The sequence below is a fragment of the Neobacillus sp. FSL H8-0543 genome (genome assembly GCF_038592905.1).
GTDB lineage: Bacteria > Bacillota > Bacilli > Bacillales > Cytobacillaceae > Neobacillus.
Genome location: NZ_CP151943.1, coordinates 4,909,413 through 4,927,633, shown reverse-complemented (window position 1 = coordinate 4,927,633; position 18,221 = coordinate 4,909,413). Strand labels below are relative to the sequence as shown.

Annotated in this window: 13 protein-coding genes; 1 reads left to right on the top strand and 12 read right to left on the bottom strand. The window is 38.9% G+C overall.

The window, feature by feature from the left end:
• Positions 1–21: 21 nt before the first annotated feature.
• The 5 genes from NSS81_RS24485 to NSS81_RS24465 are packed head-to-tail and all read right to left on the bottom strand — an operon-like array spanning position 22 to position 6,076.
• Positions 22–855 carry a DmsC/YnfH family molybdoenzyme membrane anchor subunit gene (locus NSS81_RS24485; protein ID WP_342431208.1) on the bottom strand — a complete coding sequence of 278 codons (834 nt, stop codon included), beginning with the start codon at positions 853–855 and terminating at the stop codon, positions 22–24.
• Position 856: 1 nt separating this feature from the next.
• Positions 857–1,402, bottom strand: a complete 546-nt coding sequence (locus tag NSS81_RS24480; RefSeq protein WP_342431207.1) for a DMSO/selenate family reductase complex B subunit — start codon at positions 1,400–1,402, stop codon at positions 857–859.
• Between the two features lie 23 nt (positions 1,403–1,425).
• Entirely contained in the window at positions 1,426–4,005 is a 2,580-nt protein-coding gene (locus NSS81_RS24475) for a molybdopterin-dependent oxidoreductase (protein WP_342431206.1), read from the bottom strand.
• On the bottom strand, positions 4,002–4,730 hold the full coding sequence (locus tag NSS81_RS24470; protein WP_342431205.1) for a molecular chaperone TorD family protein: 729 nt from the start codon (positions 4,728–4,730) through the stop codon (positions 4,002–4,004). The genes NSS81_RS24475 and NSS81_RS24470 overlap by 4 nt, the downstream gene beginning before the upstream one ends.
• A 23-nt stretch (positions 4,731–4,753) precedes the next feature.
• Positions 4,754–6,076 (bottom strand): radical SAM protein, encoded by a 1,323-nt coding sequence (locus NSS81_RS24465; protein ID WP_342431204.1) that lies wholly within the window; start codon positions 6,074–6,076, stop codon positions 4,754–4,756.
• 533 nt (positions 6,077–6,609) lie between these two features.
• On the opposite strand from NSS81_RS24465, the gene NSS81_RS24460 reads away from it, so the two are divergent.
• The gene (locus tag NSS81_RS24460; protein WP_342431203.1) at positions 6,610–6,861 is read left to right on the top strand and encodes a glutaredoxin family protein; all 252 of its coding nucleotides are present in this window, start codon (positions 6,610–6,612) and stop codon (positions 6,859–6,861) included.
• Positions 6,862–7,375: 514 nt separating this feature from the next.
• Here the strand turns inward: NSS81_RS24460 and NSS81_RS24455 are convergent.
• The 7 genes from NSS81_RS24455 to NSS81_RS24425 all read right to left on the bottom strand — a co-directional run bounded on the left by NSS81_RS24455 (position 7,376) and on the right by NSS81_RS24425 (position 18,202).
• The gene (locus NSS81_RS24455; protein WP_342431202.1) at positions 7,376–10,198 is read right to left on the bottom strand and encodes a M14 family zinc carboxypeptidase; all 2,823 of its coding nucleotides are present in this window, start codon (positions 10,196–10,198) and stop codon (positions 7,376–7,378) included.
• 669 nt (positions 10,199–10,867) lie between these two features.
• On the bottom strand, positions 10,868–11,911 hold the full coding sequence (locus NSS81_RS24450) for a Gfo/Idh/MocA family oxidoreductase (RefSeq protein ID WP_342431201.1): 1,044 nt from the start codon (positions 11,909–11,911) through the stop codon (positions 10,868–10,870).
• Between the two features lie 653 nt (positions 11,912–12,564).
• Entirely contained in the window at positions 12,565–13,308 is a 744-nt protein-coding gene (locus NSS81_RS24445) for an SDR family oxidoreductase (RefSeq protein ID WP_342431200.1), read from the bottom strand.
• Positions 13,309–13,363: 55 nt separating this feature from the next.
• On the bottom strand, positions 13,364–14,437 hold the full coding sequence (locus NSS81_RS24440) for a phosphotransferase family protein (RefSeq protein WP_342431199.1): 1,074 nt from the start codon (positions 14,435–14,437) through the stop codon (positions 13,364–13,366).
• Between the two features lie 106 nt (positions 14,438–14,543).
• Positions 14,544–15,776: an acyl-CoA dehydrogenase gene (locus tag NSS81_RS24435; RefSeq protein ID WP_342431198.1), complete on the bottom strand. Its 1,233-nt coding sequence runs from the start codon at positions 15,774–15,776 to the stop codon at positions 14,544–14,546.
• 41 nt (positions 15,777–15,817) lie between these two features.
• Positions 15,818–16,798, bottom strand: coding sequence for an NADPH:quinone oxidoreductase family protein (locus NSS81_RS24430; protein ID WP_342431197.1), 981 nt, complete (start codon positions 16,796–16,798; stop codon positions 15,818–15,820).
• 51 nt (positions 16,799–16,849) lie between these two features.
• Complete coding sequence (locus NSS81_RS24425; protein WP_342431196.1) at positions 16,850–18,202, bottom strand: acetyl-CoA carboxylase biotin carboxylase subunit; 1,353 nt, start codon at positions 18,200–18,202, stop codon at positions 16,850–16,852.
• Positions 18,203–18,221 lie beyond the last annotated feature (19 nt).

Genomic DNA, 18,221 nt, shown 5'->3' with positions numbered 1-18,221 from the left:
ATTCGCATAAAGTAAAACGAATTAAGCTCCGATTACATAGAACAGATAGCGACTCATTCCTTCACCAATAAAAAATACTGCAAGTGCTAGATAGATAAGAGAATAGTTTACCTTTTTCATCGAAGCCAATGCCAAGAAACCAAGTAAAGCTAATCCTAATGCTTCAAGCACCCAGCGGAAAGTAATCATGTTTCCATAAGTAGAAAGCTTTTCAACCGCCGTTATTCCATTGATCAGTTGGATGTCTGGTGTTGAGACGGCGAAGATCGCTGTTCCAACCACCTGTATACCTAATCCGAAAATGGTTATCGCAAACGCCCATTTAACAATACTCTTAAATGCCTCACCTTTAAAGTTGGTTCCCAATAAACTCGCTGCTATGATAGGTCCTAGCGTAAATACAGTTCCGTAGAATACGAGATAGGTATTTATGCTGTCCCAACCATTTACGCGAGTTACCGTGTAAATACTAGCCATACAGTAAACATCAATCAACCCTACGATACTTGTTAACAACAAAAGCATCGGGTTTATTTTCTTTTGTAAGATCGTTAATCCGGCAGTCATACATGCCAAACCAATGAAAGCACCGGTAAAGACGATCTCATTGCTCATCCATGAGCGACCAAAACCCATAATGGTGTACAAAGCATGGGTTGGAGTCCCTAAGTGGAAGAAAGAAGCAAACAACCCAATAAGGTTTAAAACAGCAAGGGTCAGTATCGGTAGTTTCATAACTTTATAGGAATCCTCGCCTGCTTTTGTAATCTTTTTATGAAACAGCCAGAGGAATAGGAATCCGCCAACGGCTGTTGGAACACATACAGTCATAATTAATAATGCCCATTCGTGCATATCAGTTCCCTCCTCTTACAGCAATGACTAGGTTAGGTTTTGTTATGGAAGAGCTTGGTAAACCTGAAATATCGGCATTAACACCATATTTTTTTCGTAATTCATCAATCGGCCCAAACTCAATTGCACGCAATGGACAAGAAGTTACGCAAGCCGGTTCCTCACCATTTTCCCTTAGATCAAAACAGGTATCACATTTTGTCATCATTCCAAGTTCTTCATCATACTGTGGAGCACCATATGGACAGTTCCATTCACAATATCGGCATCCCACACATTTATCATGATCGACGAGAACGACTCCATCTTTTGATCGTTTAAACATGGCACCCGTTGGACAGCCCTGTACGCAGGCGGGCTGATCACAGTGATTACACGAAATCGATACATGGTGAATAGACGGTTTTGGAAAAATGCCTTCTTCAAAATCATAAACTCTTCGGAAGTTTCTTCCCACTTCTAAATTATTCTTATCCTTACAAGCGACTGTACAAGTCTTACAACCCACACATTTACTAACATCTATATAAAATCCAACTTGTTCCATAATATAGTTGTCCCCCCTCATCCTTATTTATAATTAATGACTCTTTGCGGCTGTTTATAATCTTTTTCCAGTTGTTCGCCTGTCCATTTTTCCACATTAACAACTTGTGTATTATATCCTTCGGTGCCAAGACCCGTTGCAAATGAACCTGCAATAATATTTTCTGCTCCAGCTTTATCAATCTCATCGTTTTCGTCCATCGATACCCAAGGTCCATGGGGTAGTGATATGACTCCTGGCATAAGGGTTTCAGTAATAAATGCAGGGCGCAAGGTTTTACCATATTCGCTCGTAATGAGCACCGTGTCATCTTGACTAATATTCAGCCTTTTTGCGTCACCTTTATTTAAATAGACGGCATTGGGCCATGCTTCTCTCAAGTACGGTACATTGTCTAATGTACTATGTGAGCGTCTTAAGTAATGAGGATTCAATAGTTGGAAAGGATATTTCCCTTTCTTCTTTTTCCCCCAATCCTTAAATGTTTCTTCATATCCTTTGACTTTAGGGACATATTTTGGAATTGGCGCGATTTCCGTCCAAGCACCTTTAGAGGCTTCATGCAATGATGCTGAATAGATTTCGAATTTACCGCTATTCGTCATTAATGGGTTTGCTTCTGGGTCTTTCACAAAATCCTCATAGGCAATGTATCCGAAGTTATCATCCTTCGAGCGCTTTACTTGATAGATTCCATTATTAATAAACTCATTTAACGTGATTCTTCCTTTTTGCTGTGCTCCAAGGACGCCCCAATCACTAATGTCCTTATTCGTAATCGTCAAGAGCGGCTCATAATCAACGCCATTCTCATTCATAACGGTTGTACCAACTAATTTATTAAAGAACTGCTGTTTTTCACTAATAGGATAGATTTTACTAGGATCTTTCCCTAACTTTTTAATTAATTCCTTGGCAATCCATTGATCGCTTTTTGCTTCATATAGAGGTTCTATAATCTTCGTATGAACGATTAACATTTCCTTGTTACCGGAAAGTAGTCCGCCCTCTCTCTCCCATTGAGTTGTAACAGGGAGAACGATATCTGAATACAAAGCATGAGTGGTTAACACATACGCATTTGAAACCACAAATTCCATGTTTCTATGAACTTCAATCCCTTTTGTTAAGCCTAGCGTTCCATTCATAGATTGACTTTCATGATAAATCATTTTAATATTTAAAGGTTTTTCACCTTTACCGGGACTCAAGTATTTCCCTTCATCAATGGCCGTATAAGCTTCTGCGGTATTAAAACAGTCTGTAATCGGATTCGTTACTGCCGGCAAGCCATCTCCACCACCGACCACTAATGGTAAACCGCCATTAGCAGCAAAAGAGTGTACAGATAACCCTGTCATTCTTCCTTTTCTGCCAATATTTCCTGTCATATAGCCTAAGGTCATGAAAGCTTGCACGACTGCTTCTGCATTGTTAATACGGGCAGATGCCCATCCAGTCAATAACGCAACTCTTTCTGTTCCCCCAATTTGTCTAGCTAATTGACGGATTGTCGACGCATCCACACCACAAATCTCTGAAGCCCATTCTGGATTTTTTGGTTGACTATCAAATGTCCCCAATACGTAATCTTTTAAGTTATCCTTTGGATCTGCCCCTTCAGGCATATGGTCCGCATCAAAGCCAACTGTACACCGGTGTAAAACATCCCAATCTATGAAAGGGTTATTCTTTGGATCATCTTCTTCTATTAGTACGTTCATAATAGCCAAAATTAAAGCATCATCTGTTCCTGGACGAACAGGAATCCATTCTGCATCAAAAACATTGGCAGAATCCGTGTATTTAGGATCAATCACAATAAATTTAGCGCCAGCCTTCTTTGCTGCTAAGTAATTATTCATCGGCATTCCTGGTGAACTCCACGCTGGATTTGCTCCCCATAAAATGATCAGTTGTGAATTCTGCAAATCAAATCGATCGTTTAGCGGGGAAACGGAATATCCTTCAGAAGAACCAATATATGGACTGGTTTTTAACCAACCTCCATAAGAAGATGTACGCCAATCCGTTGTACAGCCGCCAATCGTTGAGAGCATTTTCACATGATCGCCACCATAGGCTCCTGCCCCCCAAATGGATTGATTTCCATAGGTCTTTGCAATTCGTTTTGTCTCATTAGCTACATAATCTAATGCTTCATCCCAAGTAATTCGAACCCATTCATCTTTCCCACGAAGTTCCTTTTTCCCGCCACCAGGTTTCCAGTTCTTTCTCTTCATCGGATATTTAAGACGGTCTGCGCCAAAAATTTGCTGACTCTGTGAACGTCCACGTAAACAACCTCTTTGTTGGGGGAATTCAGCGCTATCCTCATGGGTATCATCTGTTTTTTGACGGACAACCACTCCATCCTTCACAAGTACTTTATTCAAACAACGCCCACCACAGTTATGCCAACAAGCAGCTGTTTTCCAAATTCCTTCTCCACCAACCGCTTCTGTGCCAAAATTAGGTTCGGCTTTCGCAATCAGACCTCTACCAACAGGTATAGTTACCGTTGCAGCAATAGCAGAAGTCCAACCAATGAACGATCTTCTTGATATTTTGAAATCCATAATTTTTTCAACGATATCAATCACAATGTTACCTCCTCTAGTACAATATCTATGTCCAAAAGATCCTTGAGAACCTCTGAATCAATAAGTAAAAATTGGTGAAGAATTTTAGCTAAGCCAGAAAAAAATTCAGTATTCGCTTCGTTTATAACCCTTTTGCTAAACTCAGGAACGAATAATAGCAGATGGGACTCTATAAAACTCTTTTGTTCTTTTAGTAACTGTTGTAGTTCAGGCAAGCCCCACTCTTGCGTGGGATCAGCAGCCTTGAAACATAGCTCATTCATGTGATAGATGAAATCCAGTTCAAAACCAATATGATCATCTGGCTCAATATTAAAGTCTTTTACATTAATTCCATATTTTTCATAGATCTTTCTTACATTCATCGTCGTTTCCTGAAATAACAAACCATTCCTGCTAACATAGGAGGACTCCCATGGAGGTGTTGACACCTCGAAAGGTCCGATAAACATCCTTGTAAAATCCCAATGAAGCTCTTGATAATGACGCTCAATATTGATCACATCATGGGTGGAAAGATAAGCCTTTATATCCCGAATCCCTGCTTGTATCTCTTCTGAATTCTCTTTATAAGGGAATAAATCAATCATGTTTTTCTGAACAAATGGTTTTAAATATTCTCTTGAAGGCTCTTCAATGAAGAATCTTCTTAAAATGTCATAGGCATATTTCCTTGCATAAAATATATTAACAATCTCTTCGATGGGAACTGTCGTTTGCGTCATTTCGACCCCTCTTTTCTGTACTTTTAAACATCTTGTTTCTCAAATAATAATGGAGTGGTCCATTGGATATTCACTTCACGTATCAATTGGTCATTACCTTCAGATTCAACAACATTGGATGAAATAATAATATCCACATTATTTTTTCCTAGCTTTTCGATTGCATTGATCGAGAATTGAAGATAATCGTATTCTGAATTAATGACAAACGGTATCTGATTCTGTTCAAGTATTTCCCTTATCTTTTTCTGATCCTTACCAAATACTTTTGCTGTTTTCAGGAAATAATCCTTTTCGGAAAATAGATAGGTCTCGCCAAGCTTATGATCGTGGTTTTGCTGATAAATTTGTCCGGTGAATTTATTTTCTAATGAGCAGTAATGAACACCCAGTTTTAAATTCTTTTCCATCGCAAACTCAACCAATTCCATACACATTTGTTCACTGTTCGCAACTGCTAACCCACCCGCATACCAATAGTTATAAAATACTTCGTATGGTGGATTCTTAAGCTCCAACTCTCTTTCTTGGAATGCTTTTGCATTTTCAAGTGGAAAACAAAATTCCAATAGATTAATACCAAAAATATCAAGCTCTTCTAATTCGAGAAGCAATTCTTTCATCCTATCCATTGTTCCTGGAATCACCGGCATTTCAACCAAAACGTTAGGAACATAATCTTTTGATAAGGCAATTTTGCTCAAAACATGCTTTATTTTTTGAGGCGAATCTTCCATCTTGATACTAAAGCGTATCTCATCCAGTCCATAGTCCTTTAACCCATTTAAGGTTTCTACATCAAGAAGATCACCTGCAGTATATAGTCTTGTATACGTATCTGGTGTTAATTTGTTGGCCAATTGGATGAATCGCAACGTCTCCTCCTTGTGTAATAAAGGTTCACCACCTGTTATAGCAAGATGTTTCAGAGTGACACCACTAGCGAGTAATTCTGTAAGTTCTTTATTTATATCCTTATGGTTTGACACATAAAATGAATAATCATCCTGATTTTTGTTAAAGCAAAAGTAACAATCGCGATGACACTTTAAGGAAACAAAGGTCGTAAAACTTCCCGTTCCTGTTTGGCAGGCTTCACATGCACTAGAGATCCTGCTATTTGAAAGAATGCTTTTATTATTATTTCTAAATATCGCCCCAGAAGCTTTAAGTTGTGCTAGTTTCATTTGTCTGCTATCTTCTATATCATTTTTTTCTAAAGGCAGGCCAAAGGATTCAATTGCCTTTACGGTCTCATTTTTAAGTGAAAAGTGTATTTGCGAATAATCTAGTAGAGATCTATTTTTTATACGCAGAATCGTACTCTCATTGACATTTCTAATCAATTTCATCCACCCCTTAAATTAGTGAGTTATCCTATTTATTAACGTGAATAACTTCACAAAATTAACTATTACTATAACATTATTAATGCGTCTTCTTATTTCCCTATTAGTAACTTCACAAAGTGTTAAAAAATTTGTTACGAAAATGTTAAAAATCCTCAATAAAACCTTTACTTTTGGCTTTATTTGAACATATCTGGGGTTCGTCCCCCATGTCATAGACTTAGAGGCTTTTAGAAAGAAGAATGAAAGCGTTGGGATTAGCTGTTCTAGCGATTGACGCTCTATTTCAAGGTTAAAAATAAAAAGTGTCAGAGAGTATATGTACTTCTCTGACACTTTTGGTTCTACTTTGAAAGGTTAATCTCATTAAATTTTCGGGAAAATTATATTAACCTTATCTCATCGACCGAAAGCACTGGAATTCAATGAGTTCTGTCCCCAGTAAGTTAAATCTTTAGTTTTCTGAGGGACCCTATTACACATAATTAAGGAATTAGATTAAAATGGAGATATATTAAAGGAGGGATTAGATGCGTAAAGTAGTTGTATATACTCAAGATGGATGTCGTCCTTGTACAGAAGTAAAACTTTGGTTGAAGGAAAACGGTATTGATTTTGAAGAAAGAAATATTAGAGAAAATCCTACCTACCTCAATGAAATTGTTGAACTAGGTGCCTCTGCTACACCAGCAACCGTTATTATGGATGACAATGGTAAGTCGGTTGTACTAGGCTTCGATCTTGATCGTTTTGAAAAAGTTCTTGATCTAAATGCAAAGTAATTAACTTTTATTAATATGAACTCAAAAATCAGGGTCAGCCCCCCGGTGCGCTAAAGCTTTAGTTAACCGGGGACTGACCCTCCAAATTTTTCATGTAAATCTCTTCGTCTATAAATCTTTCCTTCAATTAACATTTCTACTCCCCCAAGCCATTAATCCATTTTTCAAAAAAGACCCAATCTCTAGAAGCTGAGTTTGCAACAATTCAGATTCTCCTATTATTTTATTTTAGTTAAATTATACCATCTGTAAATTGGTAGTTATATATTTATTGGAAATAGCATTACTAGTAAACGCATAAAGAAGGTAGCTACAACTTTTGTGTTGTACCTACCTTCTTGTTTACTCTATCCTGCTCTAGCATAATACTCTAACCTTTATATACAAACTCATTATGCCACTGGAGATATTCTCTTTTAGGTGGTTGATACTTAGGAACTTTAATTTCTTGAAGATGGTATTTGGACACTTCCGTAGCTAAACTGCCACCTTGATTTATTCTTATTTTCGATTGTTAATTTTCACGGTCGCGGCCCTTTTCAAAGAAGGATTTTTCTATTATATTATTCTGAGCCTTAACTTCTTTACCCGTCACTTTTCCTTTGCCTTTTCCATTCTTCATAACCTCGGTGCCGACCGAAGCATATATGCTATTGGCAATGAATCGATAGCTGTATTGTGTATGCCCTCTAAAGGCAAGGTCGTTAGCGAATAAAGTGATCGTGGCGTCTTCAAAGTTTTTTGTAATGGCGAGGGTTTGGCCCTGCGCATTCTCGTGTTTTGGCCACCATCCGGAAACATAGAAATCATCAGTGTCACTGAAGGATGCCAATACTTCTGCATCTTTCGGAACGGAGGTTATCCAGGCCCCCTGCGTGGTATAGAGCAGTTCATTTTTCTCGTAGCCAGAAGTTAGGTTATGGTCATTAACAACAGCTTTAATCAGCCCTTCATGTCCGCCTGCTGTTCTACTTGCAGCAAGTCCCGGGAGTGCTCCACTGCTCCTAACAGCGTTGACAGCGGAATAGCCAATGCCTACAAATGATTTACCGGATATGCTGTTTGGATTAAAACTGCTGCTATCGCTAATTATTACATCAGCTTCTGCTTGAGGCACCAAGTTAAAACCAAGCTCCCTTACAGAAAAATTCAATTGGTTAGATCCTGTTACCGCAACCTTTGGCAGGTTCAATTGTTCTGTTTTTACTTGGTTAGTAGTGCCTGCAGGTGTAGCTTCAAAGTAATAGTTTTTCCCATAAGACTGAAGATCTTTCGTGTTGACGATAAAGTCTCCTCTATTAATACCTGCTTTTGTTTCAGTTGCTCTTTCAACCACTAACCCATGCTTTAACAATTCATTAACTAGTTTAATCGTGTCATTATTCGTATTGGTCAAAACTTGCTTCGGTGTGTTTCCAACTATTTGACCAGTAGGCAGTGTTACTTTTTCAACCCTTGAAGTATCTTTTGCAAAGGCATCAGGGATGCGAATGGCTTGAACATCAAAGCCGCGCAGATCCGGGAAATTGGTTACAATCGGATCATACATGGCCGCCCAATCTGACGAATTATCCCCTTTATGGAGCATCGCATTCGCCACCCCGCGTTTCGCTTGTTTCATTGGAACGATAAATGTTCCTTTCGGATACATTGTCCCATTTACCTTTATATTTTTAGTTGTTTGCTCAACCTTCACACCATTGCGGAGTAAATACTGGACCATCTTATATGCTTCATGGCTATTTTTTTGTTCTTTCTCATCCACCGGAATTACGTAGTAATCCGGAAAAAAGTTGGCATTTTCTCCTCTTACACGGCCAATCGATTCACCTTTGGCATTAATAAAATATGGGTCAACTGCGCGGTTATCTTCTCCCTTTACACCCCGAGCAAAAATCTCCAGCTGATTTTTAAATAATTGATCTTTGTTTTCGGTAACAAAATGTGCTGCACCCAGTCCTGCCCCTTCCATTGCGCGGTAGCCGTTCTGGCTAAGCTCTGGAACCTCAATTGTATGCCCCAATGAACCATGAAGCATCGCATACATAGGGGTATAAGCGGGAGTCGCATCATCCCAGCCATCAGCCCATGTTTCCGCAGGAATAAAATAAGATGTTAGTTTTGAATTGCCAATCCCTGCTTGTCCCATCGCGTTGGCTTGATCAATCATCGTGTGGTAAAGCAAGTCATACTCATAGTTGGGATTATGCGGCGGTGTTGTTGGCTCGATTAAAAACCCGGAAACATACCCATGCTGATCAATAAAAGACAACGGCGTCCACTTGGCGATTACCTGAGTAACCTGCTGCGTTTCCACTTGAGTTTGATAATGGTTATCCCGGTTCAAGTCAAAGCCGTTGGAGTTTGCCCTTGTATTTGCCACTCTTCCATCAGGATTGTTCGTAAACATATAAAGGAAGATGACATTATCCAATACCTTATCCACATCCAGTGAAACGGTTTTTTCATTTGCTCCCTTGCCAGTTTTTAATGTTACCTCATCCTCAAGAGCGAATTTCTTAAGTAACTCTGCGGAAACATCGACACCTTCTGCTTCATCCGGATGAATATTGTTCATCCAAACAGGCACCTGGTAGTCGCCCATCGTCCCGGTTTTTAATTTCTCGATTAAGCTTTCCGGATTTTCTAATGCGGTTGGTAGTGTTTCGTTTAAATACTTATCGACTGCCTTTTTATCTTTAGCTAATATCACGAAATGAAGATCGCGCCCCTGCACTGTCTTACCAAGGCTTTGATATTCGAGATAGCGATTATTGTCCGGGTCTGCCTTTGCTTTGGCAAAAATTTGATCGATTTCAGGCTTTAGCTGATCGTAAAAAAGGAATTGATCGTAAACATTAAGTGTGACAGTTTTTGCAGCCTTTGTCTTATTTTCAGGATTAACCAATGCCAATTCATAGTCGCCGATAAACGGTTGATATCGAGTCCTAACCCCTGATAGATTTTCCCTATTAAACAACAGTCCAAATTCCAAGGTTGCCTTAACAGTCGTGGTTCCATCGACAAAATGCGGTGCTTCTTTAACGGAAATAAATGGTTCCCCATTATAATTATTACCGCTTGTCCATTTTCTCCATTCAGTAATACTCTTGCCACCAAATGTCCATTGTAATTTAGTTAAATCAACAATCTTGCCAAAATCAGCCTGTACTTCGACAGTTCGAACCTCGGTCATGGAAAATAAATCTCTGCTTGCCTCCAGGCCTATTACCTTGAAGTCCTCTGCTGCTTCATTTGCCGAGACAGGGAATGCTGTTTGGGCAAAAATGGATAGCATCATAATCAATGCTATCAAACCTGATAAACGCTTTTTCATTGAATCATCCCTTTCTATGTAATATTTAATAGATTACTAGAATAATATAACAGAAAATTCAAAAAGTTATTGACGGATTTTATGGAAAACATAGAGTCTTTCTCGACAATTTTCGAGGATTCTAAAGATTGAGGAACAACTTGGATTGTCAACACTAAACTAGACAATTTATTTAATAGAAAAGTGCCAGGAACTTCCATATAATTGGATGGTTCCTGGCACTTTTCCTCTTGAAATATTCAAGGTTTTTATTTTTTATAAGGCTCTGTTAAACTTGTCTGTTGATTTGCGCTTAAATAACCAGCGAAAGTAAAATAAGCGGAGATTTTCCGGTTATTTGAAAAATGGAGCTCGTTTCGTGGAATATAAGGGGAGATTTTCCGGTTATGCTATGCAAAATCACGCATTTTTATGTTTTTTATATAAATAGGCGGAATTTCTCCTTCTATTTACACTATTTTTAATGCTTTTTACCAAATTGGCGGATTTTCTCCGTCTATTTATTTTCTTAAAATTAATAGTATCAACAATAACCTTTAACATAGCCTTTTATAAAAATATTCATTTAGAAATTACCGAAAATGAGAAAAAACTTTAATGAGTCATAAAGTTGAACTTAACAAGTTTTTCATAGGTACTTTATGAAAAATTTTTCATTAGTCATTTGGGTTATTCACAAGGAAATAGGATACCCCATTCGGACCGCAATCCATCCATTAGCTTCATTGTTTCCAGTGTTTCAATTAGCGGCATTTTCGGACTTTCTTTCAAGCCCATATCAAGGCAGCGCATTACCTCTTCCACTTCATATTCATATCCATTAATTCTAAAGGGAAGGTAAAGTTCCTTCACCTCTTGAGAATTATGAAGGCATATCCCTTGAGCCCCATGAAAAGGTGGAAAGACTTCAATATAACCATCGGTTCCTAAAACTTTCGCACTCAAGGTTCCGAGGCGGTCTATTCCAAAACTAAGCTCAGCCTTCTCTCCAGTTTTCCACTCGAAGGTAACAGAGTCAAGACCATCTACTCCTGTTGAGGCCAGAATACATTTTGATTTAATGTTATCCGGGAATCTTCCCACAATCCAATTTGCAAAGGTAATCGGATAGATACCCAAATCAAGAAGTGCACCTCCCCCGAACTCTGACAATCGTCGGTTTGAATCAGGCGGGAACTCAATTGAAAAGTCTGCTTCAATTTTTAACACCTTACCAATACTACCTTCACTGATCAGTTCTTTTAGCTTGTTTAAACTAGGATTAAATTTCATCCACATTGCTTCCATAAAAAATATATTACTTTTTTGGGCAATGGATATTAGCTCTTCAGCTTGATTGGCATTGATAGTAAGAGGCTTTTCACACAACACTGCTTTTCCTTTCATTAACGCCATCTTAGCTGTTTCAAAATGCTGGGAATGAATATTAGCAATATAAATTACATCCACATCAGGGTCGTCGACTAGCTCCTCATAGGATCCGTATACTTTTTGAACGTCAACATTCTTTGTAAAAGTCCTTGCTCTATCCAATGATTTTGACGCAACAGCATAAAGCTCTGAACCCATTGTCCCGCTTATCGCTTCCGCCATCTGTTTGGCTATGCCCCCAAGTCCAATAATCCCCCATTTATATGCTTGTTTTTGACTGTCCCTTTTATAGGCTTGCTCATTCAGTAATTCACCTATTCTTGTATTCTCCGAAAATGACATATTTCTACATCCTCCTAGCCAATCGTAATTTACCAATGAAGAATTCTTCAACTAAAAGTCGACCTTTTTTGCTTCTTGCGAAGGTGATCCCCTTCCAAATTGTTTGTTTCCTCACCAAGTAAAAGTGCACCATCCATTACAGTAGTTCTACAACTATACAGATAAGGTGTGTCCATAGGTAGCTCTTATTCAAAAATTAGCTGCCAATGCTCAGATTGATAGAGAGAGTGTGCCTGTTGTAATACGTGAAGGCTGTCCTTCCAGGCTGCACTTTCTTCCACCTGTTCCTCTTTTACATCACCAATAAAACTACTTAATTGTAATAGTTTGATACGTTTTGTGCATCATATAGTCTTCTATTTAGTATATTATTCCCTTTTCAGGTAAGAAGACCCTTTCAGTTTTAATTATACATTATTTTCTGTATGTAAAGGCTAAGGGAGGACAACACTCACAAATGAAAAAGGTACCATGCCCACATGCTGGGATGCTACCTTCTTCATTTTAATTACACGTCGTTTAATTTACTTAACCAATCCACCCAATCAACTTAGTTGATAGAGATTGTGGCTATGGAAAGAGGATTTTCCATAGTTTTCTTGAAGGATCATTTTTTGGATCCTTTTGGACTAGCACAAAATAGTGATTTGCCCCTAAAGATTTAATGTTCCTCCATCAATAACGATGGTTTCTCCTGTAATAAAGGAGGATTCATCTGATGCTAGGAATAGAATGGTATTCGCGATTTCTTCAGGCTTACCGATTCGATTTAATGCATTGGCAGTAGATAATACTGGCCATTTATTTGTTTTTTTCCAATCTGCTACCATATCTGTATCAATAATTCCTGGAGCAATGGCATTAACACGAATATTCTTTTTCCCAAACTCCGTTGCTGCTGTCTTTGTAAGTGCTATGACACTACTCTTAGAAGCTGAATAAGCGGCCACCAGCTTTTGGCCTTTAATTCCTGCTATACTAGCCGTGTTAACGATGGAACCTCCTGATTCCATCTTTGGAATCACATATTTCATTCCCAGAAAGACACCTGTTGTGTTGATATCAAAAACTTCCTGCCATTCTTCTAGCGAAACATCTGGTATCTTTTTCTCTTCACTCTTCACACCTGCGTTGTTTATTAGGATGTCAAGTTTCCCAAAAGTATCAACCGCTTTTTGTACCATGTGTTCTACATCTTCTGGTTTAGTCATATTCACACGTACGAACTCTGCTTCACCACCGCCCTCTTTTATTAACTGAACGGTTTTGATTCCCGCTTCTTCTCCTATATCTGCAACTAGGACTCGTGCACCTTCTTTTGCAAATCGAATAGCTGTAGCTCTCCCTATACCTCCTCCGCCGCCTGTAATGATCGCAACTTTCTTTTCTAATCGCATTTTATCACCTTTTCTTTAATTTTTTACCCTTCAAATAAAATGTAAAGGGGGAAAATCACCAGGGTGATACTCCCTTTGAGTAGTACAATGCATACTGAATTAAATTTGATACTGATTGATTCATAGTTGAAAACCTTTCATCATTTGTCTGCCCATTGTGGTAACGGAAATAAATTTGTTGGGCAATGACGGCCAGCTTAAAATACGAGAATGTAAGATAAAAATGTATATTAGAAATATCGCGGCCGCTTTTCACCGCATAATCTTCTAAAAATTCCTCGCGAGTAAAGAAACCTTCTTTAACGGTTATAGATTTGCCTACGCCATTTTTTAATTCTTCAGAATCTCCATCTTCCACCCAATAACTTAACGCTACCCCAACATCTGCTAGTGGGTCACCGATTGTCGTCATTTCCCAATCAAATAAACCTTCCATCTTACCAAAATCCTCTGAAAACATTGCATTATTCAATTTATAGTCATAATGAATGATGGTCGGTTTTGGTGAAACTGGTATATTCGTTTGAAGCCATAAAGTTAACTCATCCACACCTGAAATCTCTTCCGTTTTAGCATGTTCATACCGCTTAATCCAGCCAGCCACTTGACGCCCCATAAAACCATTCGGCAGTGAAATGTTGAGTAATTCTGTATTCGTGTAATCAACCCTATGAAGTTCTACCAATTTATCTACCATTAATTCAGAAATTTTTCTTCCTAATTCCTTGTTATAATGAACATTTATCGGAAACTCATTATCTAATACAATCCCTTTCCTTCTTTCCATGATAAAAAAAGGACTGCCAACAATCGAAGTGTCATTGGAAAAAATATAAGGTCTTGGTGCGGTTGGAAATAACGGATGTAAATTAGATAAAATAGTATACTCCCTTCCCATGTCATGGGCTTTTTTTGCAACTGGACCATGTGGCGGCCGGCGCAACACGGCCTCCCACTCCCCAATCCTTAATAAATAGGTAAGGTTAGAATGACCTACACTGAATTGTTCAATCTCTAAATCACCTATTGGAGCTTCCGTTATATTTTCCTGAATAAATTTCTGAAGAGGCTCTTTATTGAGTTCCTCCCCTTTTCGCACCTTGATCGTATCTCGAAAGGATACAAACATTTTCCTTCACTCCTTTCACACGCTTCTAAAAGATTCAGATAGTGAAAGCCTTTCCTCCCACTACCTGAACCTCCGCTTATGGTTAAAATTAGGTTGCTGTATTTAATTATCGAACCGTTGCTAAATCGGCTGGTTGATATTTTCGAAGTTCTAGTTTAGCAATTTGGCGACGATGGACTTCATCAGGACCGTCAGCAAGTCTTAACGTACGAGCATTCGCCCAATGATATGCAAGAGTGAAATCATCACTGACTCCAGCTCCACCGAAAGCTTGAATAGCTCGATCAAGTACGCGCAGAGCCATATTTGGAGCAACTACTTTAATCATGGCAATTTCTGCCTTTGCTTGTTTATTTCCAACTGTATCCATCATATAGGCTGCTTTCAAAGTTAATAAACGTGCTTGTTCTATTTCAATTCGGGAATCGGCAATCCACTCTTGGACAACACCTTGCTCAGCAATTTTTTTACCAAAAGCAGTCCGGTTTTGCACACGTTTTGTTAGGTCTTCAAGGGCACGTTCAGCTAGACCAATCAATCTCATGCAATGATGAATACGACCTGGTCCAAGCCGCCCTTGGGCAATAGCGAATCCTTTGCCTTCTTCCCAAAGAATATTGTCTGCTGGTACCCGTACATTTTCATAGACGATTTCCGCATGACCATGCGGTGCATCATCATAACCAAACACTGGTAAAATCCGTTCAATCTTAACACCTGGTGTATTTAAAGGAACGAGAATCATAGACTGTTGTTCATATAACGGTAAGGTTGGATCATTTTTTCCCATCACAATCGCAATCTTGCATCGAGGGTCTCCAGCCCCAGATGACCACCATTTCCTACCATTAATTACATATTCATCGCCATCTCTTACAATACTTGTTTCAATATTTGTCGCATCACTCGAAGCCACATCCGGCTCTGTCATCGAAAAACACGAACGAATCTCTCCGGCAAGCAGGGGTTCAAGCCATTGTTTTTTTTGCCTTTCTGTCCCATAACGGACGAGTACCTCCATGTTTCCAGTATCTGGTGCATTACAATTAAACACTTCCGGTCCTATGACAGATCTGCCCATAATTTCACACAATGGTGCATATTCTACGTTAGTTAAACCAGCCCCATATTCACTTTCTGGCAAAAACAAGTTCCATAGACCTTCAGTTTTTGCCTTTTGTTTTAGTTCTTCCATAATCGGTGGTATAGCAGACCAGCGTGTCTTCTGTTGATTCAACTGCTCCTGATAGACCTTTTCATTTGGATAAACATACTCTTCCATAAAATTGATCACTTTTTTTTGCAAATTAACTACCTTATCACTATAAGAAAAATTCATTCCATTCAGCTCCTAAACCTATTATTTTTTATTTAAATACTTTATGGCAAAGCTACTAATTTCCCAAAGGTTTGACGATCTGCAAGTACATCTAATGCCAATGGGACATCCTTAAAATCATACACACGGTAAATTAATGGCTTTATTAACCCTTGCTCAAAAAGCCTCATTAAATCTTCGTGAATCTCAATCACTTTATCGGGATGTAATTTGCGGAACAAACCCCAATGGACTCCGACAATGGAATAATTTTTAATCAAGGCATGATTTACCGGGGCATTTGGAATTCGGCCGCCAGCAAACCCAATGACCAAAATACGTCCATCAAAGGCGATACATTTTCTCGAACGATCAAAAATATCTCCGCCAACAGGATCATAAATGACATCGGCTCCACGTCCGTCTGTTTCCTTTTTCACGATTTCAACAAAATCTTCAGTCAGATAATCGATGGTGATGTCAGCTCCAAGATCTTTGCATAATTTAACCTTTTCAGGACCACCTGCAGTTGCGATAATCTTCGCTCCTCTTGATTTACCAAGCTGAATGGCAGCCGAGCCAACACCGCCAGCTCCTGCATGAACTAATAGAACTTCCCCTTTTTGAATATTGGCACGGTGATATAAGGCATAGTAAGAGGTTTGATAGGTAATAAACATGGATGCAGCTTCACTAGGAGACAAGGAATCAGAGATGATATATACAGAATCTTCTGGGACACTAACCCATTCAGATAATCCGCCATTAGGTAACGGTGGAGTTGCTACTACTCGCTGACCCGTCTTAAACCGACTTCCTTCTCCAACTGCACGCACAATTCCAGAAATCTCAGCACCTGGTGTAAATGGAGTCGGCGGCTTTTCTTGATATTTACCTTGACAGAGTAGTATGTCGAAAAAATTTAGGGAGGAAGCTTCCACTTGAATTAATAGTTCCCCCTCTTTAACAGATGGAACCATTAACTCTTTTAACTCTAATACATCCTTAGGGTCACCTAATTTATTTACAATCCAACTCTTCATCTACTTAACTTCCTCCTATATAGGTAACTGTTATTTTATAAAATTGCCTTGTTATTTAGTGGTAATAGTAAGTTTGTTTTGTTCCAAGAAATGGGTCGTTGTTTCCCCGGACTGGAATTCGGGGTGAAGCGTTAGCTCCTTTAGGAATAAAACATTCGTTTTTATACCCTCGACGTGATAAGAGTCTAATGCTGAATGTAGTCGATCAATTGCTTCCTCACGAGTTTCAGCCGTTACAATTAATTTAGCAATCATTGGATCGTAGTAAGGAGAGACGGTTGAATTCTCTTCCACCGCCAATTCATGTCTGATATTCCTGCCTGTTGGGATACTAAATTTTGTTATCTTCCCAGGTGATGGGAAGAATGTTTTTGGGTCTTCTGCATAGATTCGAACTTCAATTGCATGCCCGTTTCTCGTAATTTCTGATTGAGTGATTCCTAATGTTTCTCCGAATGAGATTCTTAATTGTTTTTCTACTAAATCAATTCCAGTTATTTCTTCGGTAACAGGATGCTCCACTTGTAATCTAGTATTCATTTCAAGAAAATAAAAATTCATTTCTGAATCTACTAGAAACTCAACTGTACCAGCATTACTGTAACCTATTGATTTAGCAGCCCGTACAGCAGCCTCTCCCATTTTTTTTCGGGTGGTTTCATCCAAAAAAGGAGATGGCGCTTCCTCAAGAATCTTTTGATGACGGCGTTGGATCGAGCATTCTCTTTCCCATAAGAACACCGTATTTCCTTGTTTATCTGCTAAAATTTGAATTTCAATGTGATGCGGGTTTTGAATATACTTTTCAAGGTACATAGCACCGTTTCCAAAAAAGTTGGCAGCACGAGTCTGATTCCCAGCATAAGACTTTCGAAGTTCTTCCGCACTATTCACAAGCTGTATACCAATTCCTCCACCTCCTGCAGATGCTTTAAGCATCACGGGAAAGCCCATTTCAATTGCAACAAGCTCTGCCTCTTCTACATCTTTAAGGGGCTGCTTACTACCCGGGATAATTGGTAACCCTGCCTTTTCCATTGCAATACGAGATGTAATCTTACTACCCATTTGCTCAATGACCTCTGGACTTGGTCCAATAAAGATAAGTCCAGCTTCCTCACATTTTCTTGCAAAAGTAGCATTTTCCGATAGCAATCCATATCCAGGATGAATGGCTTCCGCTTTAGACTTTTGTGCGACTTCGATTATTCTATCCATATTAAGGTAGCTCTCACTAACCCGTGGTCCTCCTATTAAATAGGCTTCATCGGCCATTTTCACATGAAGGGCTTGAGCATCTGCCTCGGAATAAACAGCAACGGATTGGATTTTCAAGGATTTACAAGTACGAATAATACGGCCTGCAATTTCTCCTCGATTGGCAATAAGAATTTTATTAAACATTTTTACCTCCTTTTCTGCT